This window comes from Nitratidesulfovibrio sp. SRB-5, from assembly GCF_019931275.1.
Lineage (GTDB): Bacteria > Desulfobacterota > Desulfovibrionia > Desulfovibrionales > Desulfovibrionaceae > Cupidesulfovibrio.
Genome location: NZ_JAIOTY010000004.1, coordinates 57,197 through 81,834 on the forward strand (window position 1 = coordinate 57,197; position 24,638 = coordinate 81,834).

At 59.8% G+C, this 24,638-nt stretch carries 15 protein-coding genes, 1 tRNA gene and 2 pseudogenes; 12 read left to right on the forward strand and 6 right to left on the reverse strand.

Features of this window, described 5'->3' with window-relative positions; all coding sequences use genetic code 11:
• The first annotated feature begins 87 nt into the window (after positions 1 to 87).
• The 5 genes from K6142_RS15435 to K6142_RS15455 are packed head-to-tail and all read left to right on the forward strand — an operon-like array spanning position 88 to position 10,684.
• A complete protein-coding gene (locus K6142_RS15435; RefSeq protein WP_190244645.1) occupies positions 88 to 2,907 on the forward strand; it encodes a DUF499 domain-containing protein in 2,820 nt (939 codons plus the stop codon).
• On the forward strand, positions 2,904 to 3,854 hold the full coding sequence (locus tag K6142_RS15440) for a hypothetical protein (protein ID WP_190244646.1): 951 nt from the start codon (positions 2,904 to 2,906) through the stop codon (positions 3,852 to 3,854). The genes K6142_RS15435 and K6142_RS15440 overlap by 4 nt, the downstream gene beginning before the upstream one ends.
• Positions 3,851 to 7,417 carry a DUF1156 domain-containing protein gene (locus K6142_RS15445; protein ID WP_190244647.1) on the forward strand — a complete coding sequence of 1,189 codons (3,567 nt, stop codon included), beginning with the start codon at positions 3,851 to 3,853 and terminating at the stop codon, positions 7,415 to 7,417. Before K6142_RS15440 ends, K6142_RS15445 begins: the two co-directional genes overlap by 4 nt.
• Positions 7,417 to 7,917, forward strand: coding sequence for a hypothetical protein (locus K6142_RS15450; protein WP_190244648.1), 501 nt, complete (start codon positions 7,417 to 7,419; stop codon positions 7,915 to 7,917). The genes K6142_RS15445 and K6142_RS15450 overlap by 1 nt, the downstream gene beginning before the upstream one ends.
• Entirely contained in the window at positions 7,898 to 10,684 is a 2,787-nt protein-coding gene (locus K6142_RS15455; protein WP_190244649.1) for a DEAD/DEAH box helicase, read from the forward strand. Before K6142_RS15450 ends, K6142_RS15455 begins: the two co-directional genes overlap by 20 nt.
• 157 nt (positions 10,685 to 10,841) lie before the next feature.
• On the opposite strand, the pseudogene K6142_RS15460 reads toward K6142_RS15455, so the two are convergent.
• Positions 10,842 to 11,044 (reverse strand): annotated as a pseudogene (locus K6142_RS15460) (IS3 family transposase); the annotation flags it as partial.
• A gap of 66 nt (positions 11,045 to 11,110) precedes the next feature.
• On the opposite strand from K6142_RS15460, the pseudogene K6142_RS15465 reads away from it, so the two are divergent.
• Positions 11,111 to 11,595, forward strand: a pseudogene (locus K6142_RS15465) (transposase); the annotation flags it as partial.
• A 28-nt stretch (positions 11,596 to 11,623) separates the two neighbouring features.
• Here the strand turns inward: K6142_RS15465 and K6142_RS15470 are convergent.
• From K6142_RS15470 to K6142_RS15480, 3 genes are all read right to left on the reverse strand, one after another.
• Positions 11,624 to 12,247 (reverse strand): inovirus-type Gp2 protein, encoded by a 624-nt coding sequence (locus K6142_RS15470; protein ID WP_190244651.1) that lies wholly within the window; start codon positions 12,245 to 12,247, stop codon positions 11,624 to 11,626.
• 309 nt (positions 12,248 to 12,556) lie between these two features.
• The gene (locus tag K6142_RS15475; RefSeq protein ID WP_190244652.1) at positions 12,557 to 14,008 is read right to left on the reverse strand and encodes a DUF3987 domain-containing protein; all 1,452 of its coding nucleotides are present in this window, start codon (positions 14,006 to 14,008) and stop codon (positions 12,557 to 12,559) included.
• Complete coding sequence (locus tag K6142_RS15480) at positions 14,001 to 14,234, reverse strand: hypothetical protein (RefSeq protein ID WP_190244653.1); 234 nt, start codon at positions 14,232 to 14,234, stop codon at positions 14,001 to 14,003. The genes K6142_RS15475 and K6142_RS15480 overlap by 8 nt, the downstream gene beginning before the upstream one ends.
• A 135-nt stretch (positions 14,235 to 14,369) precedes the next feature.
• On the opposite strand from K6142_RS15480, the gene K6142_RS15485 reads away from it, so the two are divergent.
• Positions 14,370 to 15,698 carry a hypothetical protein gene (locus K6142_RS15485; protein ID WP_190244654.1) on the forward strand — a complete coding sequence of 443 codons (1,329 nt, stop codon included), beginning with the start codon at positions 14,370 to 14,372 and terminating at the stop codon, positions 15,696 to 15,698.
• A gap of 88 nt (positions 15,699 to 15,786) precedes the next feature.
• Here the strand turns inward: K6142_RS15485 and K6142_RS15490 are convergent.
• Positions 15,787 to 15,873 (reverse strand) — tRNA-Leu (locus tag K6142_RS15490).
• 483 nt (positions 15,874 to 16,356) lie between these two features.
• A complete protein-coding gene (locus tag K6142_RS15495; RefSeq protein ID WP_190244655.1) occupies positions 16,357 to 16,851 on the reverse strand; it encodes a hypothetical protein in 495 nt (164 codons plus the stop codon).
• Between the two features lie 461 nt (positions 16,852 to 17,312).
• On the opposite strand from K6142_RS15495, the gene K6142_RS15500 reads away from it, so the two are divergent.
• The 5 genes from K6142_RS15500 (at position 17,313) to tsaA (ending at position 24,522) form a co-directional block, all read left to right on the forward strand.
• Complete coding sequence (locus tag K6142_RS15500) at positions 17,313 to 17,516, forward strand: 2-hydroxymuconate tautomerase family protein (RefSeq protein WP_012613087.1); 204 nt, start codon at positions 17,313 to 17,315, stop codon at positions 17,514 to 17,516.
• A gap of 274 nt (positions 17,517 to 17,790) precedes the next feature.
• A complete protein-coding gene (locus K6142_RS15505; protein ID WP_223380931.1) occupies positions 17,791 to 19,545 on the forward strand; it encodes an alkaline phosphatase family protein in 1,755 nt (584 codons plus the stop codon).
• 56 nt (positions 19,546 to 19,601) lie between these two features.
• Positions 19,602 to 21,977 carry an ATP-dependent helicase gene (locus K6142_RS15510; RefSeq protein ID WP_223380932.1) on the forward strand — a complete coding sequence of 792 codons (2,376 nt, stop codon included), beginning with the start codon at positions 19,602 to 19,604 and terminating at the stop codon, positions 21,975 to 21,977.
• Between the two features lie 146 nt (positions 21,978 to 22,123).
• Positions 22,124 to 23,221 (forward strand): thiamine-phosphate kinase, encoded by a 1,098-nt coding sequence (locus K6142_RS15515; protein ID WP_190246024.1) that lies wholly within the window; start codon positions 22,124 to 22,126, stop codon positions 23,219 to 23,221.
• A gap of 143 nt (positions 23,222 to 23,364) precedes the next feature.
• Entirely contained in the window at positions 23,365 to 24,522 is a 1,158-nt protein-coding gene (gene tsaA, locus K6142_RS15520; protein ID WP_190246023.1) for a tRNA (N6-threonylcarbamoyladenosine(37)-N6)-methyltransferase TrmO, read from the forward strand.
• Positions 24,523 to 24,638 lie beyond the last annotated feature (116 nt).

A 24,638-nucleotide genomic window follows, 5' to 3' on the forward strand; every position in this document is an offset into this window, starting at 1 on the left:
ATGCCATAAATCTACCTATCACGTGATGCCCCCAATTAACGATGATAAAGCCATGACAAGAAATCGCTACTATAAAGGAAGCATTATATGCTCGGGTTAAAACTAAGAGACGAGTTTCTCGGGACGCACATGCCCGGGACCGCAATTTCACTTCGCACGAGTGATAACCAGGGGGCGGCTCAAAAATCCCCGGATCACATTCTTTCCATCACGTATCCTACTGCAGATGTCCAGACGGCATTGAAGGCGATCAGCGCCAAGAAATCTGGACGCCCTATCGTCCTGATGGGTGATCGCGGGCGTGGTAAATCGCACATCATGGCGGTGATGCATCACGGCATTCAGTCTCCTGAAGTCGTTGAGTCGTGGCTCAAGGATTGGGGAAACAAGGTCGGCAGCGACGAGCTGAAAAATGCCGAAATGCTTAAAGGGTATGTGCCGATCTCTGAGCCGGTTCATAACCATGAGTACCCGCTGCTCTGGGACCTCCTCTTTGATCGACACCCAAAGGGCCAGTATTACCGTGGCCAATTTGAGAGTATGACCCAGCCGTTCCCGCCTCGGACGTTGCTGGAAAAGATGTTCGAGGACCAGCCAACCTGTCTTATCTTGGACGAATTTCAGACCTGGTATACAGGGCTGCCGGACAAAGATCCCAAGACAGGGCTTCTTCTCAAGCAGTACGCTTTCAATTTCGTACAGATTCTTTCCGAGATCGCAAAGGATCGGCCAGAGATCCTCATCTTCGTCATCTCGGTGTTGAACAACCAAAACGACGCCTTTCAGCAGGTCCATCGGCAAGGGCCGGTTATCATCGATTTCCGAGGTCCATCGGCAAAGCAGGACCGCCAGAAACTTCTCCTGCATCGTCTCTTTGAAAATCGTCGAAATATTCCGGAATCGGACATCATCACCACAAGCGGTGCCTATGCGACCGAAAGATTTCGGTTGTTGCACACGAACAAATCGGAAGCGGAAAAAGAGCGGGTTCAACAAGAGGCATTCGCCTGCTGGCCTTTTAGCCCGGAACTTCTGGACCTCCTTGAAGACCACATCCTTTTGTCTTCCGCAGCGCAGGAGACTCGCGACCTTATCCGTATTCTTGCTCAGGTTTTCAGAAGTCGCGGCGATTTGGTTCCGGTCATCACGCCTGCAGATTTCTTTGTCGATGGGGATTCCGATGAGGTTCAGACCCTTGTTGACTCGATAGCTGTCCAAGCCGGGCAAGAAAAGCTGCGGCAAATCGCCCAGCGCAACCTTGAGGCTGTTCGTGACTCCGGCGTCAACGTACCTAATGCCCGAGAGTTGGTAAGCACCATCTGGATGCGCTCGATGTCCCCAGGGAAAAATGCCGGAGGCACACCGGCAATCCTGCATCTGGATATCACCAGGGGAGCGGCCATTGACGATAATTCTTTTCAAGCCGAACTGGCGCTGCTCATTGAAAACAGCGTCAATATCCATGGCGACGAAGTCCCGGGGGGGCCGCTTTGGTTCGGCGTGAATGAAAACCCTCGCTCCAAGGTTCGCGCCTGTGCGAAGAACAACAAACTCTGGGATATCGGGGCCGTGCCAACAGCGGGCCAGACCGTTTACCCGGGTAAAGATGTGCAACATGTCCGGAATACCCTGCGGCACATTTTGGTTCCTGAGACCACCTCGCCGCCTTCTCGGGTCATAATTCTTGGCCCTAATTGGAAAACCGATCCCTGGAGCGATGTGGATGAGGCCGATAGACCGGCAAAATGGGATAGACCTGTGCTGCTGGTTGTTCCCGACCAGATCGAAGGCGGCCCAATAGGTATCAACACCACCTTGGGAGCCTGGTTGGCCAAGCATGTTCAGAAAAGGCGCAACACCGTTCGCTTCCTGCTTCCAGCCGCTGACACACAGAGCCTCTTTTCTGATGACGAGCTTATCTATTCGGCCAGGTGCAGCTTCCTCTGCTCCCGGGAGGGATGGGGCTCGGACACAACCTATCGCGCCTTGCATCAGGATTTCGACCGCCCACTGCGAGCTTCGCTGAAATCCAGATTCAACCGGTTCGCCGTGCTGCGCAAATGGGATTTTCAGCAGCCGCAGAACTGCACTTTCGAGATCGAAAAGATAACCGAGCAAGGTGGAGATATCCCGACGGCGGTTGAGGCAAAGATTCTGTCCGATCTTTTCGACCAGACCGAATTCAAGCAGTTTGTCCTGAAACGGGCCAAGGATTCAGATTTTGTCGGCTCCATGATGGATGACCTCACCGAACCGCCGCCACCGAATGCCGGAGAAGCGATTCCCTTCCTCGGCGAAACGAAGATCTATGAATTCGTATTGGATATTGCCGCCTCTGGCGACCTTGTGCTCAATGTGAGCGGCACCTGGATCGGCCGACGTTCGGAAGACGCCACCGATGAAGATGCCCTGCGCTATATACGTGGCAAGGCGTTCAGAACCGGCCAGGAGATGAGGCAGATTCAGCTCGGCCTTCCCGGGGCAGTAGGCGGAGGCACTGTCACTGTTCCCAATCCTCCCCCAGGTGGCACCACGCAGCCAGGAACTGGTGGACCCATCCCCCCGGCGGGTGGTGGTACTGGCACGCCATATCCTCCGACTACTTCCGGTGGAGGCGGAACCATAGGTGAGACTGGTGAACCGGGGGACACGGCCGGTACCGGCGGGGTTATTCCTCCCGAACTAATCCCGGCCATCAAGACCAACAAAGCAGAAGAACCCGCCACCGGAATTAACCTCTCCGGCTGTTTCGAAACCTGGGGTGTACCCACAAGTCAGGCCATCGAAACGGCGAGGATTGAGTTCTCTGGACTGACGGCCCAGCAGATCAAACAGATTCTGCAGCGGATTCCGTCCACCTTCAAAGCGACCCTTGAGATTGCCTACAAAGATGGAGGGGAGCAATGAGCACGGATTGGAGCGGTATCATTCTCGACTCGGAATCTCCCCAAGACGCTTGGGCGGAGATCTTTTCTGCGCTGCAATTACTGTCGAGATCCAGCTCGTCTCCGGTCGCGCTGCATGATGCGACCGTTATACCGGATCGCCTACTGACCGAAGCGGCATGGGAGCTGTGGGAAGCATTCCCAATGCACGCCGAGAAAACGTCTGACAACCTTAAAGGCTGGGCAGTAGGTTCCGGAAAGGCTGTTCTGATTCTAGATGCCCTGTCGCTCCGCGAGCTGCCCATCCTCATGGGGGCAGCAGAAGCACGAGGTATTCAACCGGTACAAGTGAAGGTCACGGGCTCTGAATGCCCCTCCACCACCGATCACTTTGCCAAAAGCCTCGGGCTTCCTTCCCGAAGCGCATTGGCCAACGACGGAAAGCCTGGCACCTTCGCTCTCTTTGGCGGCAATTGTTACACCGATGTGGTGAGCCTTCCTTTTGAAGACTGTGCTGTCCCCCCATCGCCAAACATGGTGATTTGGCATTCATGGCTGGATGACCTGATCCACCTTCAAAACAAACTGCCGGACCAGATCGCCGGCATTGCTACCAGCACCTTGCAGAGCGATGGCTTCTGGAACTTTGTCAATCGCCTGCGCCAAGGCCGGGGTCTGATTGTCACCTCGGACCATGGCTATGCGGTCAGTAAACGCTTTTCCTCGGAGGTCGAGGACCCGGATGCCATTGAAATATTGCGGAAGACCTTCGGCGCATCTCGCAACAAGGCTGTTTCCGAGCCTTGGCAGAAGCGATTCATGCCGCCCATCGTTATGACGAATAATAACCAGCACGTGGTCATGGGCCAACGGAAGTGGAAGGTACAGGGGGGATTCCCCCATGTCTGCCACGGCGGAATGAGCCTTCTCGAGGTTACCGTGCCCTACATGGAGTTTCCCGCGCTATGAGCGATCAGAATCCAAAACAAGTCGATCTTTGGGGTAATGCGGTTGAGAAGAGCGCAGCAGCCCCCAAGAAAAATGGACGAAAGTCAAAAGCCGACAAACAAACAGGGCTGCTCCCCGACAAGCTCGGCAAGGCGGTCAAATTGCCGGTGCCGGATTTCTCCGATCCGAATCGCAAGCCCACCTGCCTGGAGGCAGACTTTCCCATCGCGCAGATCAATGCTCTCTCCAATCTGGAAGGCAACGCGGGCAAGCCCATCTATCAGATGTCCAAATGGTGGGCGCGGCGGCGTTCCAGTGTTTTTCGCTCCATGCTGATTGCGGCGGCGACCGAGGCTCCGGCCGACCCCAACGAGGCATCTAAACTTGTCTGGGACCATTACTACTGCAACCACCAGAAGGCAGGCTCCTTCAAGAATCTGAAGGTGCTGGATTGCTTCATGGGCGGCGGCACCACTCTGGTGGAGGGCTCACGCCTCGGCATGCAGATGACCGGTGTAGATATCAACCCGGTGGCCTGGTTCGTCGTCAAGAACGAACTGGCCTGCAGCGATCCGGAACAGGTCAAGGCCCTTTTTGAAGAGATCGAACGCCAGGTTAAACCCCAGATTCAGCCGTTCTATACAACCACCTGCCCGCGAGGCCACCAGGGGCGGTGGATTGACGTGGAAACCGGTGAAGCAGTCAGCCTCGATCCCATCGAGCTGCCTCCCGACCAGCGTTCCCGGTACCGCTGGGAAGGGCCGGAGGTCATCTATACCTTCTGGGCCAAACATGGACCCTGCCAAGCCAAGGGCTGCGGCCATCGCACTCCGATTTTTCGCACACCGGTCATTGCCGAGAAAAAGCTCTCAACGGGTTACGCCGAGCTAACCTGCCCCGGCTGCGGCACGCTGTTTCATGCCGAACTGGGCGAGACTCGCATGGCCCCTGGTGCGGAGCGGATCATCGTGGAAGGCGACACCCCGTTCACCGAACTTACCCAGGATTTCGCCCGCCTGCTGAACGACTACGACAAGGGCAACGCCAACGACACCTGGGAACGGGCGTTGGCCTTGAAGGCGGCGACAGCGCAGGAACCAGGACTCCATTGCCCCCATTGCAGCACCTTTGCCGGGAAACGTCTGGCCGATGTCTTTGACCGTCATGCCCAGCCAGATCTCCGCGCTACCCCGCGCAAAAAAAAAGACTTCGCCCTCAAAAGCAAACCGGTACAGATGTACCTGCTCATACATCCCGAATGGATGAAGGGGGCATCGGGGTTTGTCGGCGAAGAGGAACTGGGCGGCTGGGCCGGTGCGCCTGCTGAAGCAACCTCGGATTGGTATGAAAAGCGGATGGAACATCTGCGCGTGATCGAGGTGCGCGGCAAATCCCTTCCCGACATAGTCACCTTGGCCGATGGGGCGGTGATCGAAACCGGTCAGGGAACCGTGCCGCGCCGAGCACATTTCACCTGTGCCGCCTGTGGCCGTGAAGGCAACATTCTTGAAACGGTGCGTCCCACAGAACACACTGCCCCGGTGGCAGCCTACACACTGCAATGCCATTGTCCGCAATGTGAGGCCGAGGGCTATACCTACGGGGGGCGTTATTTCAAAGCACCTGATGGATATGACATAAGACGTATAATCGAAACGGAAAAAGAATGGAGTAGACGCTCAGATAGCGATTTAGCTGAATACTGGCCAAAATCAGAATTGTGGGTTTCATACATGACTCACAAACTGAATGGCGGTATCCCGAATTGGGGATACACACATTGGTGGAAGATGTTTAATCCTCGCCAGTTGTTGGTCCACACCCATCTTCTCAAGGCTATTACAGAAGCGCCAGAAGACGCTTGGCCGCTGGATGTTAGGGAACAAGCGCTTGGGGCTTTTCAGCAATATCTACGTAATCAGAACATGTTCTGTTTCTGGGATACCGGTTACGACAAATTGGTTCCCATGATGTCTAACGCAAATTTCCATCCAAAGGCATTGGTGGTTGAAAATTGTGTTTTTCATAAAAGAGGAAGGGGAAACGTTGAATCCAACCAAGACACGGTTATTTCAGGGCTTGAGTGGGCAAATAACCCTTGGGAATGTCTGTTGTTGCCCGAGACCGAAAAGGCGAAAGGTCAACGCCTTGAGTTAGGAGATCCGCTTATTCCCGGAAACGAGCCCTATTGCGGTTCATCCACGGACTTGTCGATGTTGGGCAACGAGCCGTTCGATCTGGTGATCACCGATCCACCGTTCGGAAACAACCTCTTCTACGCCGACCTTTCTGATTTCTTTTATGTCTGGCTTCGTCTGCCCCTTCGTAATTGGTATGCAGGATTGCCAGAAGCGGCCTACTTCGAACCGGAGCGCACCCCCCACAGCATGGAGGCGGTGGACAACTCGGTAGAGCATCCAGACGACCGGGAAGGCTACGAGAAAGAGCCTTTCATCGAATCGAAGCATCTGTCTCGCATTCAGGAACTCACTGGCGACGCTGCCCTGGCGGAGAAGGACCCGAATCCGCTCTATCGACCGCAACCCTCCAGTGATTTCTACAGCCAGACCCTGTCAGCCGTCTGGGCCGAGGCAGGCCGTCGCCTTAAAGATGGCGGCATCATGGCCTTTACCTTCCACCATAACGAGGATCAGGCCTGGATCGATATCCTTAAGGCCCTCTTCGACGCGGGCTATGTGCTGGTGGCGACCTATCCCATCCGCAGCGACGAGACCAAGGGCGATTCCGGAGCCTTTGGCAGCCGTAAGATCGAATACGACATCATCCACGTTTGTCGTAAACGCCTTGCTGCGCCCGAGGCGGTCAGCTGGGCGCGGATGCGCCGCTGGGTAAAAGAGGAGACGGTTCGGCTGAAGGATCTCCTTGAGCACACCCACGGCAAGACCTTGCCCGAATCCGACCTGCGGGTGATCCTGCGCGGCAAATCCCTTGAATTCTACTCCCGTCATTACGGCCAGGTGTTCACCGGTGACGGCCAGGTGCTGGACGTGCGCGACGCCCTACTCGGCATCAACCAACTCCTCGACGACCTTCTGGAAGACACGACCCAGACCGGCGGACTGCGACCGCCAGATAGCGCCGAACCGGCCAGCCGTCTCTACCTCCGCTTATTCAAAAAATGCACAGAAATGGCGCGTGACGAGCTCCACAAAACCTTGCGCGGCACCGGCATCGCCCAGGGGGATTTGGAAGCCAGGGGGTGGATCAGAGTCGTCGGCCGAGAAATTCATGTCGTCCCTGTGAATGAAAGGATGGCCTATTTTACCGAACGGGGACGCAATCGCAAGGTCATCAAAACCGACCTTGATCAAGCCCATTTTCTTATCGGGGCGGCCTATCCCAACTCGGGGCTGAGGATCGATGCGGAACTGAATAATCCAAACTTCCGCATCAAGAAATCGGTGGATGAAATCCTGAAATGGTATGCGGAGGTGGATAAGAACTCTGCCAACCGTATGGCGGCGCGGACAGCGGCCCAACTGGTCGAGCATTGGCGGAACCGCAAGGATCGGCCCCAAGCTGTTCAGCGGACGCTCTTTGATCTGCTGGAGGAGAACGATTGATGGACACCATTACCAATACCGTCTGGCAACGCAAAGGGTCCTGCGTCATCTTCGACCAGAAGAGCCTCGGCCCGTTCATCTCCGAAGGCGCGGTGATCTCCCTGCGACAGGCTCTCTCCTGGTCCAAGGGGCTACCCGCCGAGCCGCCTGTCCCGGGCCGAACCATCCTTATCTCCGGGCTGGAGACGATCATCGAAACCATGGATCCGCAGGGAACCGAAGACTTTCTGTGCCGCCGGATACGTCCGTTGCTGATCCATCTTCAGAACCGCTGGACCGATTGCGGTGTGGTGTTCGGGTTCACATCCCACCACAAGACCTTTGAAGAAACTTCGCTGGAAGAGGAGGTTTTGTTTCGTCGTCGCGACCGCAAGCAGGTGCGACTGTCCGAAGGGCTCTGGGATGGCAGCGCCACAGTCAATATGAAACGGGTTATTCGAGAAGGCGATAATTCAGGAGAAGAGGTCATAGTTGGCTACTATGTCGCACGCATATCATGAGATACGCCCCGGCCTGAAGATCAACCACCCGGAGCTGGGGGATGGCGTCGTCGTCGGTCGAGAGCCGACGGGGTACATCACGGTCTTCTTTCGCGCTCATGGGGAGCGGCAGGTACCTGCCGACTCGTTACGGACAGCGACCGACCGGTTCGATCAGATCGTCCAAAGCATGATTCCGGCAACACCGGAACGGCTTGAACAGCTCTGGTTGGCAGTGGAAGCCGAAGAACTACCGCTGATGGAAAGCGCCGCGACCTTGACTTCTGCAAAGGTAGACTTGTTGCCGCACCAGGTGGTGCTGGTCCACCGTGTGGCCAATGCCCGCCCCAAACGCTTCCTGGTAGCCGACGAGGTTGGCCTGGGTAAAACTATCGAGGCCGCGCTCATCCTTCGTGAGCTGGCTTCCCGGGGTGAGCTGAGCCGGGCCATCATGATCGTCCCCGCCGGGCTGGTGGACAACTGGCGCAGGGAACTGAATGAAGTTTTCAATCTCGACTTTGAGGTGTTCGGCAGCGAGGGGGATGTTACCGACCGCAAAACCAACGCCTTTGCCAAACACAATCGCCTGATCGTCTCGGTCGACACGCTCAAGCGCCCCGCGCGAGTGAAGAAGCTTCTCGCTGCACCGCCCTGGGATCTGGTGGTCTTCGACGAAGCCCATCATCTGAGCGTTTATCGCTACGGCAACAAGGTCAAGAAGACCGAAAATTTCAAACTTGCCGAAGCGATTCGTGACCACTGCCGGGACCTCATTCTCCTGTCGGCAACGCCGCACCAGGGCGACCATTTCCGATTCTGGATGCTGATCAGGCTGTTAAGCCCCGAGCTATTTGAGAGCGATCGGGACATGGTCACAAACAGGCACCGTCTCAATGCGGTCGTCATTCGCCGCACCAAGGCGGATGCCTGTGCCCAGGATGGTAGCCCGCTGTTTGTCCGCCGCATGGTTCATACTGAGGGGTTTGAGTTGTCGGAGCGGGAAAAGGAGTTCTACAACGCGCTCCTGGATTATCTACGGGATGGCTACAACCTGGCAGCTCAGCAAGGCAACAAAGGCCGGGCGCTGGGTTTTGTGATGACGGTGTTTCAGAAAATCGCCGCCAGTAGCTTTGCTGCTATCCGCTCGACCCTTCAGCGACGGTTGCTGATGTTGACCATTCAGGAAGGAATTGAGCGTGACGAATTGCTGGATGTAGATGGCCGGAACAGGGTCTTCGAGGATGCCCGACAGATCATTCACGACATCTACTCCATCCCGTATGACGCCGTGGGCAACGCCCAGACCGATCAGATCTTCGCGGACGCAAAATATCAGCTGTTGAAAAAGCGAAACGAAGCGCTCTCCTTTGCCTCGACAGCTGAAAGCTATTCTGATTCTGAATGTGAAGCCGGTGCCGGAGAGGAATCGGCCGCCATGCTGGTCGTGGTTGCGCTGCCGGAAGAACGGCAACGGATACTCGATCTTCTTACCGAGTTCCCGGACGGCATCGAGTCAAAGACCGCAATGCTCGTTCATGCCCTGCGCCAGATCTGGCAGCAGAACCCCGATGAAAAAGTCGTTATCTTCGCCACCTACTTGGGCACGGTCGAGGCCATCAAGAAGCAACTGGATGAAGTTTTTCCCAGTGCGGGTGTCGATGTCCTCAAAGGCGGAGATCACGGAGCGAAAACAGCCGTCCAAAAGAGATTCCGTAGGAAGGATGGACCCAAGGTTCTCGTCTGCACCGCTGCCGGTCGTGAAGGCATCAATCTCCAGTTTGCCCGTATCCTCTTCAACTACGACCTGCCCTGGAATCCCATGGATCTCGAGCAGCGCATAGGCCGCATCCACCGCTATGGGCAGGAATCAACCGCGCAGGTTTACAACCTCGTGGCAGCAGACACCATTGAAGGCCAGATCTATCTGCTGCTTGAGGAAAAGCTGAACGACATCGCCAGAACCCTGGGTAAAGTGGATGAACAGGGGCAGGTCGCCGAGGATTTACGGATTCAGGTGTTGGGCCAGCTCAGCAGTACCTTGAGTTATGACCGGCTCTATCAAGATGCCATTGGCGATCCAACCCTGAAGCGAACCCGTCAGGAGCTGGAAGTTGCCATGAGCAATGCCAATTTGGCACGTCAGGTTGTCTTTGAGCTCTTCCAGGAGCTCGACCAGTTCAATCTTGGCGACTACCAGAAGTTCGACGACGAAGGGCGAGGAATGCAGCGCCTTGTCAATTTCATTGCACGGTCGGCCCGACTCGCCGGGTGGAATTTCAAAAAAGAGGTCGATGGCAGGTGGGCTCTGATCAGAGATGGTGAGCCGAACATGGTGTTCACGACAGAGCGTAACGATGCTCTTCAGGAAGAAACTCTTCAGCTTGTCGGTTTGGAGCATCCGGTCGTCAATCAGTTCATGCGCAAATATTCAGCCGCCGATGCAGGACCTCGGGCCTTGGCCGGGAAGGTAATCGGGATAGCAGGTGAGGGCCTGCTTACCCTCTGGAAAATCAGCACCCACGGCAAAGACGGCCAAGCCAGCCACCATGTCGTCAGAATTGGAATGAATGCGGAGGGCGACCGAGCACCATGGCTTGAGCGTTTGGACGACAAAATTTTGGGAATGCAATCACCATCAATACCTGCCGAGCAATGGCAGACTCTCGCGGCCAACAAAAAGGTCCGCCTGCAGGAACTGCTGCATCGCGAGCTGAGTTATTCGGGAATTATTGATGAAGGGATGTCGTATTCTGCCACGCTACTGGCCATCATGGGGATAGAGAATTAGGAAAGATAGTAATGGATAATGCCCCTCCACAACCACTAGATAACAGGTGTAATGCCGCTGCAACTATTTAAATTTTTTGGTTATCGCAAGGTGCGCTAAGCGATAGATTTAATCAATATCCGTAGCTTTTGTTGAAAGCAACGTGGAGTTGCCCCTGCTAAACCGGACACCCTGCGGTTGCTGATGTGCGGATAAATTCTCTGGGGGTTTTCATCCGCAAGCCCTTGTGAGGGTGACCTGCCCGGCAGATCAGTCCCTCTCGAACCAGCCGGGAAGCTGGGCCAGAACCGTTGCCGTATCAGGGCGGGCGTGAACATGCACGTAATCCCGCTTGAAGGTGTTCACAAAGGCCTCGGCCATGCTGACCTTTCCCCCTCCAGGTATCCCAGCTATTAGTTCGTGACGCAGGCCAAGGAGGCCATCGTCATGAGAAAGAGCAGGTTCACCGAGGAGAAGATCATTGGGATTCTCAAGCAGGCCGAAGCCGGGATGGCGGTAGCGTCTTTGTGCCGACAGCATGGGATGTCCGACGCGACGTTTTACAAGTGGCGCAGCAAGTACGGCGGACTGGACGTGTCCGAGGCGCGTCGCTTGAGGGGGCTTGAAGAGGAGAACCAGCGGCTGAAGCGGCTCGTGGCCGAGCAGGCCCTGGACATCCAGGTGCTCAAGGAAGTCCTTGGAAAAAACGGGTAGAGCCCGCCGAGCGCCGCTTGGCCGTGCGTTATGCCATTGATGTGCATGGTTATTCAGAGCGGCGGGCCTGCCAGCTAATGGAGATGAACCGACGGACCTTCAGACGGCCGCCAGGCCCGGATCGCGACGCTGAATTGCGCATCCGTCTGCGTGGTCTGGCCGAGGAGCGCCGCCGCTTCGGCAGCCCTCGGTTGCAGATCCTCTTGCGCCGTGAAGGGTGAAAAGACTGAAGCCGCGATTACGAACTTATCCCTGGTATACTTGGCGGGGTAAGGTCAATTTTGCCCCACCCTTTGGGGTTCTGGTGCCTCCGCACGTCCATGCTCCCTTCGGGCGGGTGTCCTTGCTGTAGGCTTTGGCCAAATACGAAGCCTGCTGCTCACACTTGGCTCGTTGGGCAGCCTCGTCGGGTGAGCCCCGCCTGATCATGATACCATTTTCCTGCCTGTTCCCATGTCTGTCCTTATCGCAATGATGCACGAGTCCTGTGGGATCAACGCCCAATGCTCTGCCCCAAAGCCGACCTGCCTTTTCAAAAATCGAGTGCGGGTTGTTCAAAGAATTGCCGTTAACGAGCACCAGGGCATGGTAGTGTGGGTGCTCGCTTTCGTTCTGCTCTCTCACCCAAAGAAGTTTGGGGTCGGGATCGTGATTTCCGGCGAATTTCTGGCGTGCAATGCTGCGTTTGAGATTATAGCTAAAGTCGTGGATATGTTTGCTGTCGGGTGTGGCGTAACCGTTTTCAGGATAGCGTAAGTCAAGTCGGACCTGCATGACCTTGCCGTGATCAGCAAGGGATTGTTCAAACGTAGCGTGGTACTTGTCCATGATGCTTTCAATGACAGGCCCAGTTTTGGTGTCATGCGGCATGGCGGATTCCTTTTTGTGTTTTTGGTATATTTTCGCAGTGAGCAGGAATGTATGGATCTTGATTTGTTCCGGTGCATATGTATGGATTCTTGTTGTTATATGTAATACCATTTACCTAGGTATGAGCTTCTGCGCGAACGGTAAGATCTTTTTGGCGTATCGTTTCGCAGTGCTGTTTTTGAGGATACGAAATTTGGCGGAAAATTTTCATATTATAATATGCAGAGTGAAGTGTTCGACAGGAAGAGAATGTTTCAAAAAAAGCACACCCCTGAAAACGTGAAAACGCAGGGGTGTGCTTGGATAGTATTAGAGTAGTGTGCAAAAATTGAAGCGCGGCACCCATATTTCGCATGACTCTATTGAGCCTGTTGGGAGTTGTCGCTGAGCTTGTTGGGGGTATATCCATCCTTGTGCCATCATCCAGAACAATATGCGTTCACATTTTTTCTTGCTCAACCCATGAGGTCTGCATAGCTCTGTAGTGGTGTAGCCGTGGTGGATATGGGTGAATTGCTGGCTGTTGGCGATGGTCATTATGAGTGGCTGTGCCTGCTTTCGCATTTCATCTTGATTGGTTGTGTTAATGATAGTCGCAGACTGCATTCCAAAGAACATTGCCAGGTTGCATGCTCTGTGCATGGTATTCATGTCTATTCCCATGTTGCCATGGCTTGTGGTTTCCATGGCGTGTAGTGTCATGGCGAGGCGCACGGCATGAACGAGTAGTTTTCCTGCTATCCCATGATGGTTGTCGAAGGGCATGTTCTGTCTTTGTTGCCAGGTTAATGTTGTCTGGAAATTCTTAAGCATGATATTGGCTTCATGGGATAGATGGAGCTTGGGATGGCAGCCCGTAAGAGTTCGGCACTCCTTGAGTTGAATGATGGTTCGCTCAAGTTGGTCAGCGTACCATCGCTCTGCTGTGGCGGAGACTTGTCCGTAGCCTGTTTTTGGTTCACTTGCGGGCATGATAAATGGTAAAAAACGCGCGGTTAATCCGTTTTCGCTATATTCAGGAGTGCGGAGTAACTTTAGTAGTGGGCGAGTTTGCCACATGCAAAGCAAAACAACTGATGGATTTTTTGCGTGGAATTGCTCATGCTTTGTGATATCCTCAATGGTTGTGTTGGACCACGCATCAAGGAATGGTGTGATATCATCCGGGTTGATTTTGTGAAAAGATGAAAGAGGTGCGCCTTCGTCATCGATCAGTATGCCGAGTCCATTCCGCAAACTGAGCTCCTTTATGAAGGATTGAGGAGACATCTTGCCCATGAGGGGGGCTTGCGGAATGGATATCGCGTCAAGTTCTTTTTGAAGATCAGCAAGTTCGTTGATGTCTTCGGTGAGGATTGTCGCGTTGTGTTTTTTCTTAAAGGCTGTTTTTATGCCTTTAATCCTGCTGCTGAGAAGGTCCCTGCGGGCTCGTCGGGTGGCAGCTTCGTCAGGGGGAAGGGCAATGTGCTTGCTGATCAGATTGTCGAGGGTGGGCTTCATGCGTTTCATGATAGGGGTTTTCCCCGAGCTGGGCTCGGCGCCGATGGCCATATAGAGCGACAATCCTATGCGGTGGGATTTCGATACCTCACATTCAGAGCCGATTTGCCCTGCTGCAAACATTGCCAGCAGTGTGCAGGCCACCATCTCTTCCGAAGTCCCGAGCTCTTGCGCCAGTTCTCGCGCGAAAACTTGTGCGGGCTCACTCAGGGAGTGATAGGGGGACAGGCCGGGAAACTCTGTGTGGAGTACGTTATGCATTGTCAGTCTCCTTGAGATATTCAGCAAACCAGTCCAGGAATGCAGTCTTTTCGTAGCCAACCTTCCTCATGAATTTCACCTTTCCGTTAGGGCCCTTGCCAAGGCAGTCGAGGTTGGCCAAGGTTCGTGGGGCGATCAGGCCGCCGGTAAGCTTGCCCACTTCGGTTCGGGCAAAGATGTCCGGCAGGGACTTGGCCAGGTTGTTCAGTATTTTTTGAGCGTGCATTTTTCCTCCGGTTCTGAGCGTTGCTCGCATCAGCGTAATGACAGGGGGAGGTCCCATGCATCCATGTTTTTATTTTTCCGAAGCCAGCGAGTCGGCGTTTTGTGTGGTCTCGCTGGGTAAAGGCCGGAGGTTGTCGTGGAGGAAAAGGAAGTCAAGGCCGACATTTTGCCCGACGGGCGAACGATTGAGTTTATTCGGAGAGAGTATGCTGCCAGGCGTATCTATCTAGATAATAAAGATAATTACGACAGCGTTGAGGCGGCTATTACGGCGCTCAGGGCGGGGGGGGCATATCTAGCATCGCTAGGGGGGGCGCTGGCTGGAGATCCGGTGGCGTGTGAGCTAGAGCTTCTCAATATGATTGAAGATGGCAGGTTTGCTGCCATGTCAGCCGACCAACTGGCTGCATTCGTCGAGGGGTGCGGGGAGGGGGGCGGGATTGTGGCGAATGTGATGGCTGCACATGGCTATTCGTCGAAATATGGATATGTTTTGTCAGATGTTGGGATGAGGGATGCTGGTGTTCCTAGGCGTTCTTTGCTGCTCAGGGCTATTTATATGAAAGATGAAAAATGGAAGTCGATCTTGGAAGAGATTCACGCAGGTATTGATATTCCGTATAAAGCTAAAATTTTATTTGGTTTTAAGATGAGAGAAGTGAGGTTCTATGGTGGTAATGGTTTGCCATGGGACCGTGTCAAAAGGGCTTGTTGCTTTAATGACACGTATTATGAAGATTTGCTGGATAAATTCCCCGATTACACGTGCTCTGTTTCCGGAATAGGCAGTATTGACTTTAGCTTTGAGGCTGCAATTGCAAGAATTACAATAGATATTTGTGTTGAGAGAATGAAATATCTAATATGCAGGAAGTTGAAAATTTCAGACGATCTTTACCGCGTTATTGTTGAAGAGCTTGGCGCGCGTCGTGATGATTTTTTTAGGTATAGTTTTGAAAAAATTTCAGAACATATAGAGAGTATTAATGAAAATTCATATGCGGATATTTTGGAAATAGAAAAGAATGACGATGCGCTCGTTGCATTGCTTGCTAAGGAAAATCCCAGTGCATATGAAAGAATTAAAGAGTGCAATGCAAAACTTACATCTGAGATGGAAAAGCTGAAAAAACGTGTAAGTGATTCAGAGAAAAAGCTGCTCTCTGGTCGATATAGGCGGTCTATAAATGAAGCGCCACGATTTGCGGGTCTTTATTTGTGGGATTTAGTTGAAGTAGAGGGTATGCGATTTAATGCTGCTGAAGAGAGGTTCTGCAATGAGTACAGAGCTGTACTTGGCCGAAATTATACCGAAAACAAATCAAATCCGCATCATAGGTTGTACAGCGTGACGGACGCCTGTATTCGTGAGCAGGTGCTTTTGCCCATGAATTCGTCAAGTTGTTTCTATGATAGACGTGATATGGGGGTAGTGAAACGGGAGGCGTCGGGGCGCCGTAGCTAACTGACACCAAAACTGACACCAAATTAGCTGTCAGGCCGCGTACAAAAAAGGCAGCTACGACAACGTCGTCGTAACCGCCTTGAAACAATGGTGCCCGGAGCGGGGATTGAACCCGCACAGCCGTGAGGCCGAGGGATTTTAAGTCCCTTGCGTCTGCCAGTTCCGCCATCCGGGCACGGTGGGAATGGGTCGAAACCCTAGTATGCGGGCGGGTTGCCGTCAATGTCGGGGTTGCCGGGGGTGCGGTGGTCCGTGTGGGGGGCGCAGGCGTTGGGGGGTGCGGCGCGCCGGACTGCCCCGCCTGGGGGCGGGTGCGTCGGGTGACGACAAGGGGGGAAGGGGCCGGGGCAGCAATCGATACTGTCAGGCCGGAGTGCCGACAGGCTGCGACCTGTTTGCCCGACCTGCCCCGGCTTGGCCTGACGCGCCCCGTTTCGCCCTGACTCGTCCAGACAGGCCGGAGATGCCAGGCGAGCCCCGACAAGCCCCGGCAGGCCCCGACAGGCCCGGATGGGTCCGACAGGCCCCGACAGGATCGGCTGGGACCGAATGGGGTCGGCTGGGACCGGACAGGCTCGACTGACCCGGAGGTGAGCATCAAGCCCGAGCAGGCCCGAGCAGGCCCAGGCAGGCCCGAGCGGGCTCCGCGCCCCTTCGCCTATTCCTCCGCTTTCGCGGCAGCCTTGCCGCCGCCTCCGCCCTTTCCGCGTTTGGCGCGGGCCGTTCCCGGCTTGGGCTTTGCCGTGGGCACCACGGTCAGGGCCGGGTCCTTGTGGGCATGGGCGGCCATGCCCGCGCGGGCGTCGGGCAGGCGCAGGGTGGCTTCCTGCCAGGCGCCGTCGGCCAGCAGGTACAGGTGCAGCAGGTCCAGCCCCTTGTCCACGAACAGCATGCGGCCTTCCACGTCGCCGCGCAGCAGGGGGGCCACGGCGGCGCAGGCCGCGTGGAACGCCGTTTCCTCGTGGTTGACGAACACGCACTGCACGCGCAGGGCGTCGCCCGTGGGGGTGAAGTCGATGTGTTCGCCGCCGCTGGCTTCCAGCGCGCCGTGGATGGCGTCCACCAGTTCCGCTTCGCGGGCCAGCAGGTCGTTGTAGCTCAGTTCCGGCCCGTAGACGAAGTGGCCGAAGAGTTCGCAGTCGAATTTGGCCATGGTCGGTCCTTGAGGTTAGGTCGGGGCAGTCAGGCCGGGCCCGTCTGGTTGGACCCGTCCGGTTGGGCCCGTCTGGTCGGGACGGTTTCGCCGGGACGGTGTGGGCTCGGCAAGGTGGCCGGACCAGTGTGGTCCGTACGGCGACCCCGAATCGGTATGGTCAGATCGGTGCCGCCAGATCGGTGTCGCCAGATCGGTGTGGTCTGGCCGGTGCCGTCAAGCCGGTGTGGCCTGTCCGGTGCCGCCCGGTATCGCCCGGCGGTCGCCTGCCGTCACGGCTCCCCCCGCCGCGCAGGGCAGGTTGCGGCGGGGGCATTACCAGCCGTATCACGAAACCCATGTTTTCCCCATGATAGAGCGCGGATGCGCCGGACGTCAAAATGGCAGGGGCGCGGCGGGGCTGGACGCGCCCCGGTCAGCGGTGGATACTGGCGCACTCACCCCCGCACAAGGAGTTTTCCATGCCTTACGTCAACATCCGCATCACCCGCGAAGGCGCCACCAGCGAGCAGAAGGCGGCGCTCATCCAGGGCGTCACGCAGTTGCTGGTGGATATCCTCGGCAAGAATCCCGCCACCACCGTGGTGACCATCGACGAGGTGGACACCGACAACTGGGGCGTGGGCGGCGAAACCATCACCGCGCGGCGCAAGCGCGGGGTGTAGCGCAAGCCCGCGAGGGGCGGCGCGGTCACGGCCTTCCGGTGTCGCCGCACTGCGCGGCTGGACGGCGTGCAAGGCCAACGGCCCACCTCCGCGACGTCTTGGCGGTGTGGCGGATGGGCATGGGCGGGCTGGCTCTCGTCGTTTCCCGTCGCGCCCGCCGGGCCTCGCGCGCGCTGGCGCATCCGCCGTTGCCTGAACGCGGCGACGGCTCGCTGGTCAAGGCCGGGCCTTGCGTGCGCTGGCGCATCGCCCCCCCATCTGCTACAGGCTGGGTATGCACACGGACACGCGCCCCCATCTGGTGGTGCTGGGGCTGGACGGCCTGCCGTTCTCGCTGGCCCGCCACCTTTGCGCCCAGGGCCGCACCCCCAACCTTGCCCGCATCGCCGCATCCCCCAACGCGTCGGCCCTTGCCGCCGAGCTTCCCGACCTTTCGCCGGTGAACTGGACCTCGTTCTACACGGCGTCCGGCCCGGAAACGCACGGGGTGTACGGCTTTACGCGGTTCAACGTGACCACCCGGCAGCTGTCGCTGGCCGACTTCTCGCAGGTGGCCGCGCCCACCATCTTCGACCGCCTGGGCGAGCGCGGGCTGACCAGCCGGGTCGTCAACCTGCCCAATACCTACCCGGCGCGGCCCATTCCGGGCATGCTGGTTTCCGGGTTCGTGGCGCACGACCTGGCGCGGGCGGTGCATCCGCCGTTCCTGCTGGGGCCGCTGACCGGGGCGGGCTACCGGCTGGAGGCCGACACCGCGCGCGGCGGCTCGGACCCAGCCCACCTGCTGGCGGAACTGCGCGCCACGCTGGCCTCGCGCCGCGCCGCGCTGCGCCTGCTGTGGCCCGACCTTGCGTGGAACCTGTTCGTGCTGGTGCTGACGGAAACCGACAGGCTGTTCCACTTTCTGTGGGATGCGGTGACCGACGAAGGACACCCGCAACACCCCGCGTGCATGGAATTTCTGGCGGAATGGGATGCGCTGCTGGGCGAGGTGCTGGACCTCGTCAAGGCCCTTTCCGCGCGCGACGGCCGCCCGGTGCGTCTGCTGGCGCTGGCCGACCACGGCTTCGGCCCGGTGCGGGCAGAGGTGGACCTGAACGCCTGGCTGCGCGGGCAGGGCCTGCTGCGCCAGGTCACGCCCGGCGGCGTGGAGCAGTGCCACGAGCTGGACGCCACCACCCTGCACCCGGCCAGCGCGGCCTTTGCGCTGGACCCGGGCCGCATCTACCTGCGTACCCGCCGCCGCTTCCCCGACGGCACGCTGGACGACGCGGCGGGGCGGCGGCTGGCCGAGCGGCTGCGGCGCGAGCTGATGGAACTGACCTTCGAGGGCGCGCCGGTGTTCCGCGCCGTGCTCACGGCGGACGAGGCCTACGGGCCGGAGGTGCCGGGGCAGGGGGCGCTGGGCCAGGCCGGATTCAGCCAGCCCGGTTCGTGTCTGACTGGAACGGAGTCGGACGTTGCCGGGGCAGGCAAACGGCTGTTGCCCGGCACGGGCCAATCCGGCCCGGCTTCCGGCCCTGTCGCAGCCTCTGGTCCGGAAGACGGCCCGCCCCTGCGCTGGGCCGCGCCGGATCTGGTCTGCGTGCCCGCCTACGGCTTCGACCTGAAGGCCAAGTGGAACCGCAGCCAGATATTCGGCCTGCCGGAACAGTACGGGCGCACCGGTACCCATACCCCGGACGACGCCTTCTGGTACGATTCGCAGGCCGGACAGCCCGGCATTGCCGCGCCGGTTTCGGTGCGTGACGTGGGCGCGCTTGTGCTGCGCCACTTCGGGCTGGATGCGCCGGAGCGCACCGCGGGATATCCGGCGGTGCTCACCGGGCAGGCGGACTGGCGCGGCGCGAAGGTGTCCGCGCTGGGGCATGGCAGCCCCGCGTCCGGTGCTGCGCCCGGCGCGCCTGCTACGCCCGTCGCGTCCGGTGCTGCGTCCAGCGCGTCCAGTGCTTCCGCCGCGCCCGGCCCGACGCACACCGACGTTTCGTCTGCGGCGCTTTCCGATAGCACAGCCATCCGCACGCGCTGAGCCCTGCCACGACACACTTTTCACCGTAAACGCACCGACAAGCATCCGGCAACCATATGATAGATTATCGAAGCGAACTGAACCCCGCCCAGTATCAGGCCGCCACAACCCTGGAAGGCCCTGTGCTGGTCATTGCCGGTGCGGGCAGCGGCAAGACGCGCACCATCGTCTACCGGCTGGCCAATCTGGTGGAGCAGGGCGTGCCCGCTTCCGCCATCCTGCTGCTGACCTTCACCCGCAAGTCCGCGCGCGAAATGCTGCACCGGGCCGGGCGGCTGCTGGAACACAGCGCCACCGCCGCCGTGCACGGCGGCGTGCACGGGGTTACCGGGGTGCAGGGCGGCACCTTTCACGCCTTCGCCTATTCGGTGCTGCGCCAGTTTCGCCCCTCGGGCTACGAGGCGGGCGACCTTACCGTCATGGACGGCGCGGACATCGTGGACGCGGTGCGCCACTGCAAGGACAATCTGGGCATCGGCAAGGGCGACCGCTCCTTCCCGCGCACCCAGAACATCGTGGGGCTCATCAGCAAGTCCCGCAACAAGGAACTGGACATCGACGAGGTAATCCGGCGCGAGGCGTTCCACCTGCTGGTGCACGCCGAGGGCATTGGCCGCATCGCCGCCGCCTACCACGCCTATCGTCGCGAGCACGGCCTGCTGGACTACGACGACCTGCTGTTCGAACTGGAGCGGCTGCTGCGCGAACGGGCCGACGTGCTGGACTGGTGCCGCGCCAGGTTCCGCTACATCATGGTGGACGAATACCAGGACACCAACCTGGTGCAGGCCCGGCTGGTACACCTGCTGGCGGGCGAGGGCGGCAACGTCATGGCCGTGGGCGACGACGCCCAGTCCATCTACGCCTTTCGCGGGGCGGACGTGCGCAACATCCTGGATTTCCCCAAGCTGTTCCCCGCCGCGCAGATCATCAAGCTGGAAGAGAACTACCGCTCGGTGCAGCCGGTGCTGGACCTGACCAACGCCATCCTGGCGGAGGCTCCGCAGGCCTACCGCAAGAAGCTGTTCGCCGCGCGCGAAGGGGGCGACAGGCCGCAGGTGGTGCGCCCGCTCAGCGACCTGACCCAGGCCTCGCTGGTGGTGTCGCGCATCGTGGAATTTCTGCGCAGCTACCCGCCGCACGACATCGCCGTGCTGTTCCGGGCGGGGTACCAGTCGTACCATGTGGAAGTGCAGCTGAACAAACTGGGCGTGAAGTTCCGCAAGTACGGCGGGCTGCGCTATTCGGAGGCGGCCCACGTCAAGGATGTGCTGTCCTACGCGCGCCTGGTGCTGAACCCGCTGGACCTGCCCGCGTTCCAGCGCATTGCCGCCATGTCCAAGGGTGTGGGGCCCAAGACCACCCTCAAGCTGTACGACGTGGCCCGGCAGGGCAACCCGGAGGCCACCAGCCGCGCCTGCCTGCGCTACCCCGAACTGCGCGCCGACCTGGACCTGCTGGACGGCCTGCGCAAGCGCCCGCACACGCCCACCTCGCTGCTCGAAGAGGTGATGGAGCACTACAAGCCGCGAATGGAGGCCGCCTTCCCCGACGACTGGCCACGCAGGCAGCAGGGGCTGGAACAACTGCTCCAGATTGCCGCATCCTACCGCGACCTGGACCTGTTCATCTCCGACCTGTCGCTGGAAGACCCCGGCGAGGAAGAGGAAAACCGCGACAGCGTGGTGCTTTCCACCATCCACTCGGCCAAGGGGCTGGAGTGGGGCGCGGTGCTGCTCATCGACCTTGTGGAAGAACGCTTTCCTTCGCGGCACGCCATTGCCCGCGCCGAAGACTTCGAGGAAGAGCGGCGGCTGATGTACGTGGCCTGCACCCGCGCCCGCGACCACCTGTGCCTGTTCGTGCCCGCCAGCCTGTACAGCCGGGGCGACGGCGGCAACCAGCCCGCCGTGCCCAGCCCCTTTGTGCGCGAATTGCCCGCCCATCTGTTCGACGAGATGCACGAAAGCTATTCCGGCGGGCTGATGCGCCGGGATGTGCAGAATGGACAGCGCGGGGCGGGTTTTGGCGGCGGCAGGGGCGGAGTGGGTGGCGGCGGCTTTGCGCAGGGAAACCGCTTTGACGGCGCGCCCGGCATTCCCCGTCCGCCCATGTTCGCGGAAGGGACCACGCCGGGCCGGGCAGGGGGGGGCGCGGGCCGTCCGCTGCCGCCGACGGCGTACTCCGGCGGTGCGCGGCCCGGCGCGCAAGGTGGCGGGCAATCCGGCGGCCAGCCTGCCGCCGCTGCCGCCGCGCCTTCGCTGCTGTCCGGCGGCACGGCCCCGGCGGGCCAGTGCGGCTACTGCACCCACCGCATCTTCGGGCGCGGCAAGATCGTGCAGCACCTGCCGCCCGACAAGTACCGCGTGAACTTTCCCGGTTTCGGCCTCAAGGTTATCATGGCCGAATACCTGACGCTGGAATCCGACTGACGCGGGCAGCGTCGCCAGGCCGATGCGGCATGGCGGCATGCTCTGGCGGCGCGAAAGGCGTCGCCCGCCCCTGAAGGCACTGGCGACACGGCATGTTGTCGCAGCGCCGCAGGGGTGTTCAACAGCACATTCGCAGGAGCCTTCGCATGACCCGGCTTGCCTCCGAGGACGATTTCCTCGCCGCCATCGACCGCCATTTCACCAATGCCCATCCCCATCTGTGCGTGGGGCGCGGCGACGACTGCGCCGTCATCGCCTGCCCGCCGCGCATGGCCGTGAGCACCGACCTGTTCAACGAGCACAGCCACTTCCGCACCAGCTACTTCACCCCCGGCGACATAGGCCACAAGGCCCTGGCCGTGAACATCAGCGACCTGGCCGCCAGCGGCGCGCGTCCGCTGGGCTTCAGCCTGGCCCTCACCGCGCCTGCCGACCTTTCGCGCGAGTTCTGCGACGAAATGCTGGGCGCCATGGCCGCGCTGGCCCGCGAATACGACATGGCCCTGTCCGGCGGCGACCTGACCCGTGGCGATGCCCTGTCCCTGTGCATCACCGTGTGGGGTGGGGCTGCGCCGCGCCCTGTCCGTGCCGCTGCCCTGAAAGAGGGAGGGGAAGGCAACGTGGCTGGTGACGCATCCGAAGTCGCCCCCGTCGGCACCCGCCCGCAACCCGCCGCCGGGGGGGCATCGCCCTTTCTGCGCCGGGGCGGCTGCCAGCCGGGCGACCAACTGTTTCTTGTGGGTCGCGTGGGTCTGGCCCGCGTGGGCTTGCTGGCGCTGGAAAGCATGGGGGCAGAGGCTGCGCGCCTGTACCCCGAGGCGTGCCGCGCCCACTTGCGCCCGCGTCCCCAGGTGGCGGCGGGGCAGGCGCTGGCGGCCATCTGCGGTACCGGCGATGCGCGCATCGCGCTCATGGACGTGTCCGACGGCCTTGCGCGCGACCTGCCCCGGCTCATCGGCGCGGACCGGGGCAGCGGCCTGGGCGCGGAACTGGTCATGGACGCCGAAGCCCTGCCCGGCGAGGTGCGCGCCTACGCCCTGGCCAACGACCTGGACCCCGTGGACACGGCCTTCACCGGCGGCGAGGACTACGCACTGCTGGGTTGCTGCCGACCGGCCATGTTCGAGGCGGTGCGTGCCGCCGTGCCCGGCCTGATCCCGCTGGGCCGGGTCACCGCCGATGGCATGGTGCTGGTCAATGGTGACTTGCCCGCGTCCGCCGGGTTCGACCATTTTTCGGGGTAAGAGCCACAGGGCACGGGATTGGGAAGCGCGTTGATTCGACGGACCAATTAAAAAGTTTGGGGGGATGGGGGTACGGGGGAAGGAGCCCCTTTTCAAAGGGGCCCTTCCCCCGCACTCTCCCCGCATAGACCAGAGAGGTGACCATGGACACCACCCTGCGGCCCATCGGCGTCATCGTGTCGCCGCTCACGGATCTTTCGCAGTGCCCCAAGCAGGGCGACGAGGGTGCGCCCGAGGCATGGGTGGAGATTGCCGCCCCCTACGTGCCCGGTCTGGACACCCTGACGCCGGGCCTGTCCCTGACCCTGCTCACCTGGCTGCACCGTGCCGATCGCCATGTGCTGTCCGTGCACCCGCGCGGCGACACGCGTCGCCCCAGACGCGGCGTGTTCAACACCCGCTCGCCCGCCCGGCCCAACCCGGTGGGCCTGCACGAGGTGCGCCTGCTGGAACTGGCCCCCGGCACGGACGGCGGCGTGCGCCTGCGCGTGGCCCCGCTGGAGGCGCTGGACGGCACGCCGGTCATCGACATCAAGACCTCGTACCGCCAGCGGCAGCCGGTCCCGTCATCCGGGGGCGACTCGGGCGGGGGCAGTGCAGACCACGCTGGTAATACGTTTCGTGTGACGAAAACGAGTGCGAATGGTAATGCGAATGGCAGTGCATCCGTACACGTTGTCTCCGGCTCGGCCCCCTCGCCATGGGGAGAGGGCATCCCCGACGGCCATGCCGACGAGTTGCGGCGCATCTGCCTGCGCGGCTGGCAGCGCGGCCTGTATTCCGGGTTCAACGGCAACGCCAGTCTGCGTATCGGCTCGGCCTGCCTGCTGACCTGCTCCGGCGCAGCAAAAGGCGACCTTGGCCCCGGCGACCTCGCGCTGGTGGACATCGCTTCCGGCGCGGTGCTGGCCGGGGGCAAGCCTTCGTCCGAAGGGGCCATGCATCTGGCCATCTATCGTGCCCGGCCCGACGCCATGGCCGTGGTGCACACCCATCCGCCGCGCCTGCTGGCCCTTGGCGCACTGGTCGGGCCGGACGACATGTTGCGCCTGCCCATCTACGAATCGGAGCTGTTGGGTGGGCAACTGGGCTTTGCGCCCGCCCACGCCCCCGGCACGCAGGAACTGGCCGACGCCGTGGCCGCTGCCGCCGTCACCCGCGACGCGGTGTGGATGGAACGCCACGGCCTGTGCTGCGCCGGGCCTTCCGCCGCCCGAGCCCTGGCCCTGGCCGAGGAACTGGAGCATCTGGCCGGGGTGCAGCTGGCCGTGCTGTCCGCCCATGCCAAGCTGCGGGATTGATCGGCGCGGCGCACCCTTGGCGGGGTCTTCATCCGCCTCGCCGCCTTGCGTCCGTCACACGGAACGGCTAGATTCGCCACCTTGCGGCCATGCACCGGGCAAACGCGGCACACGCC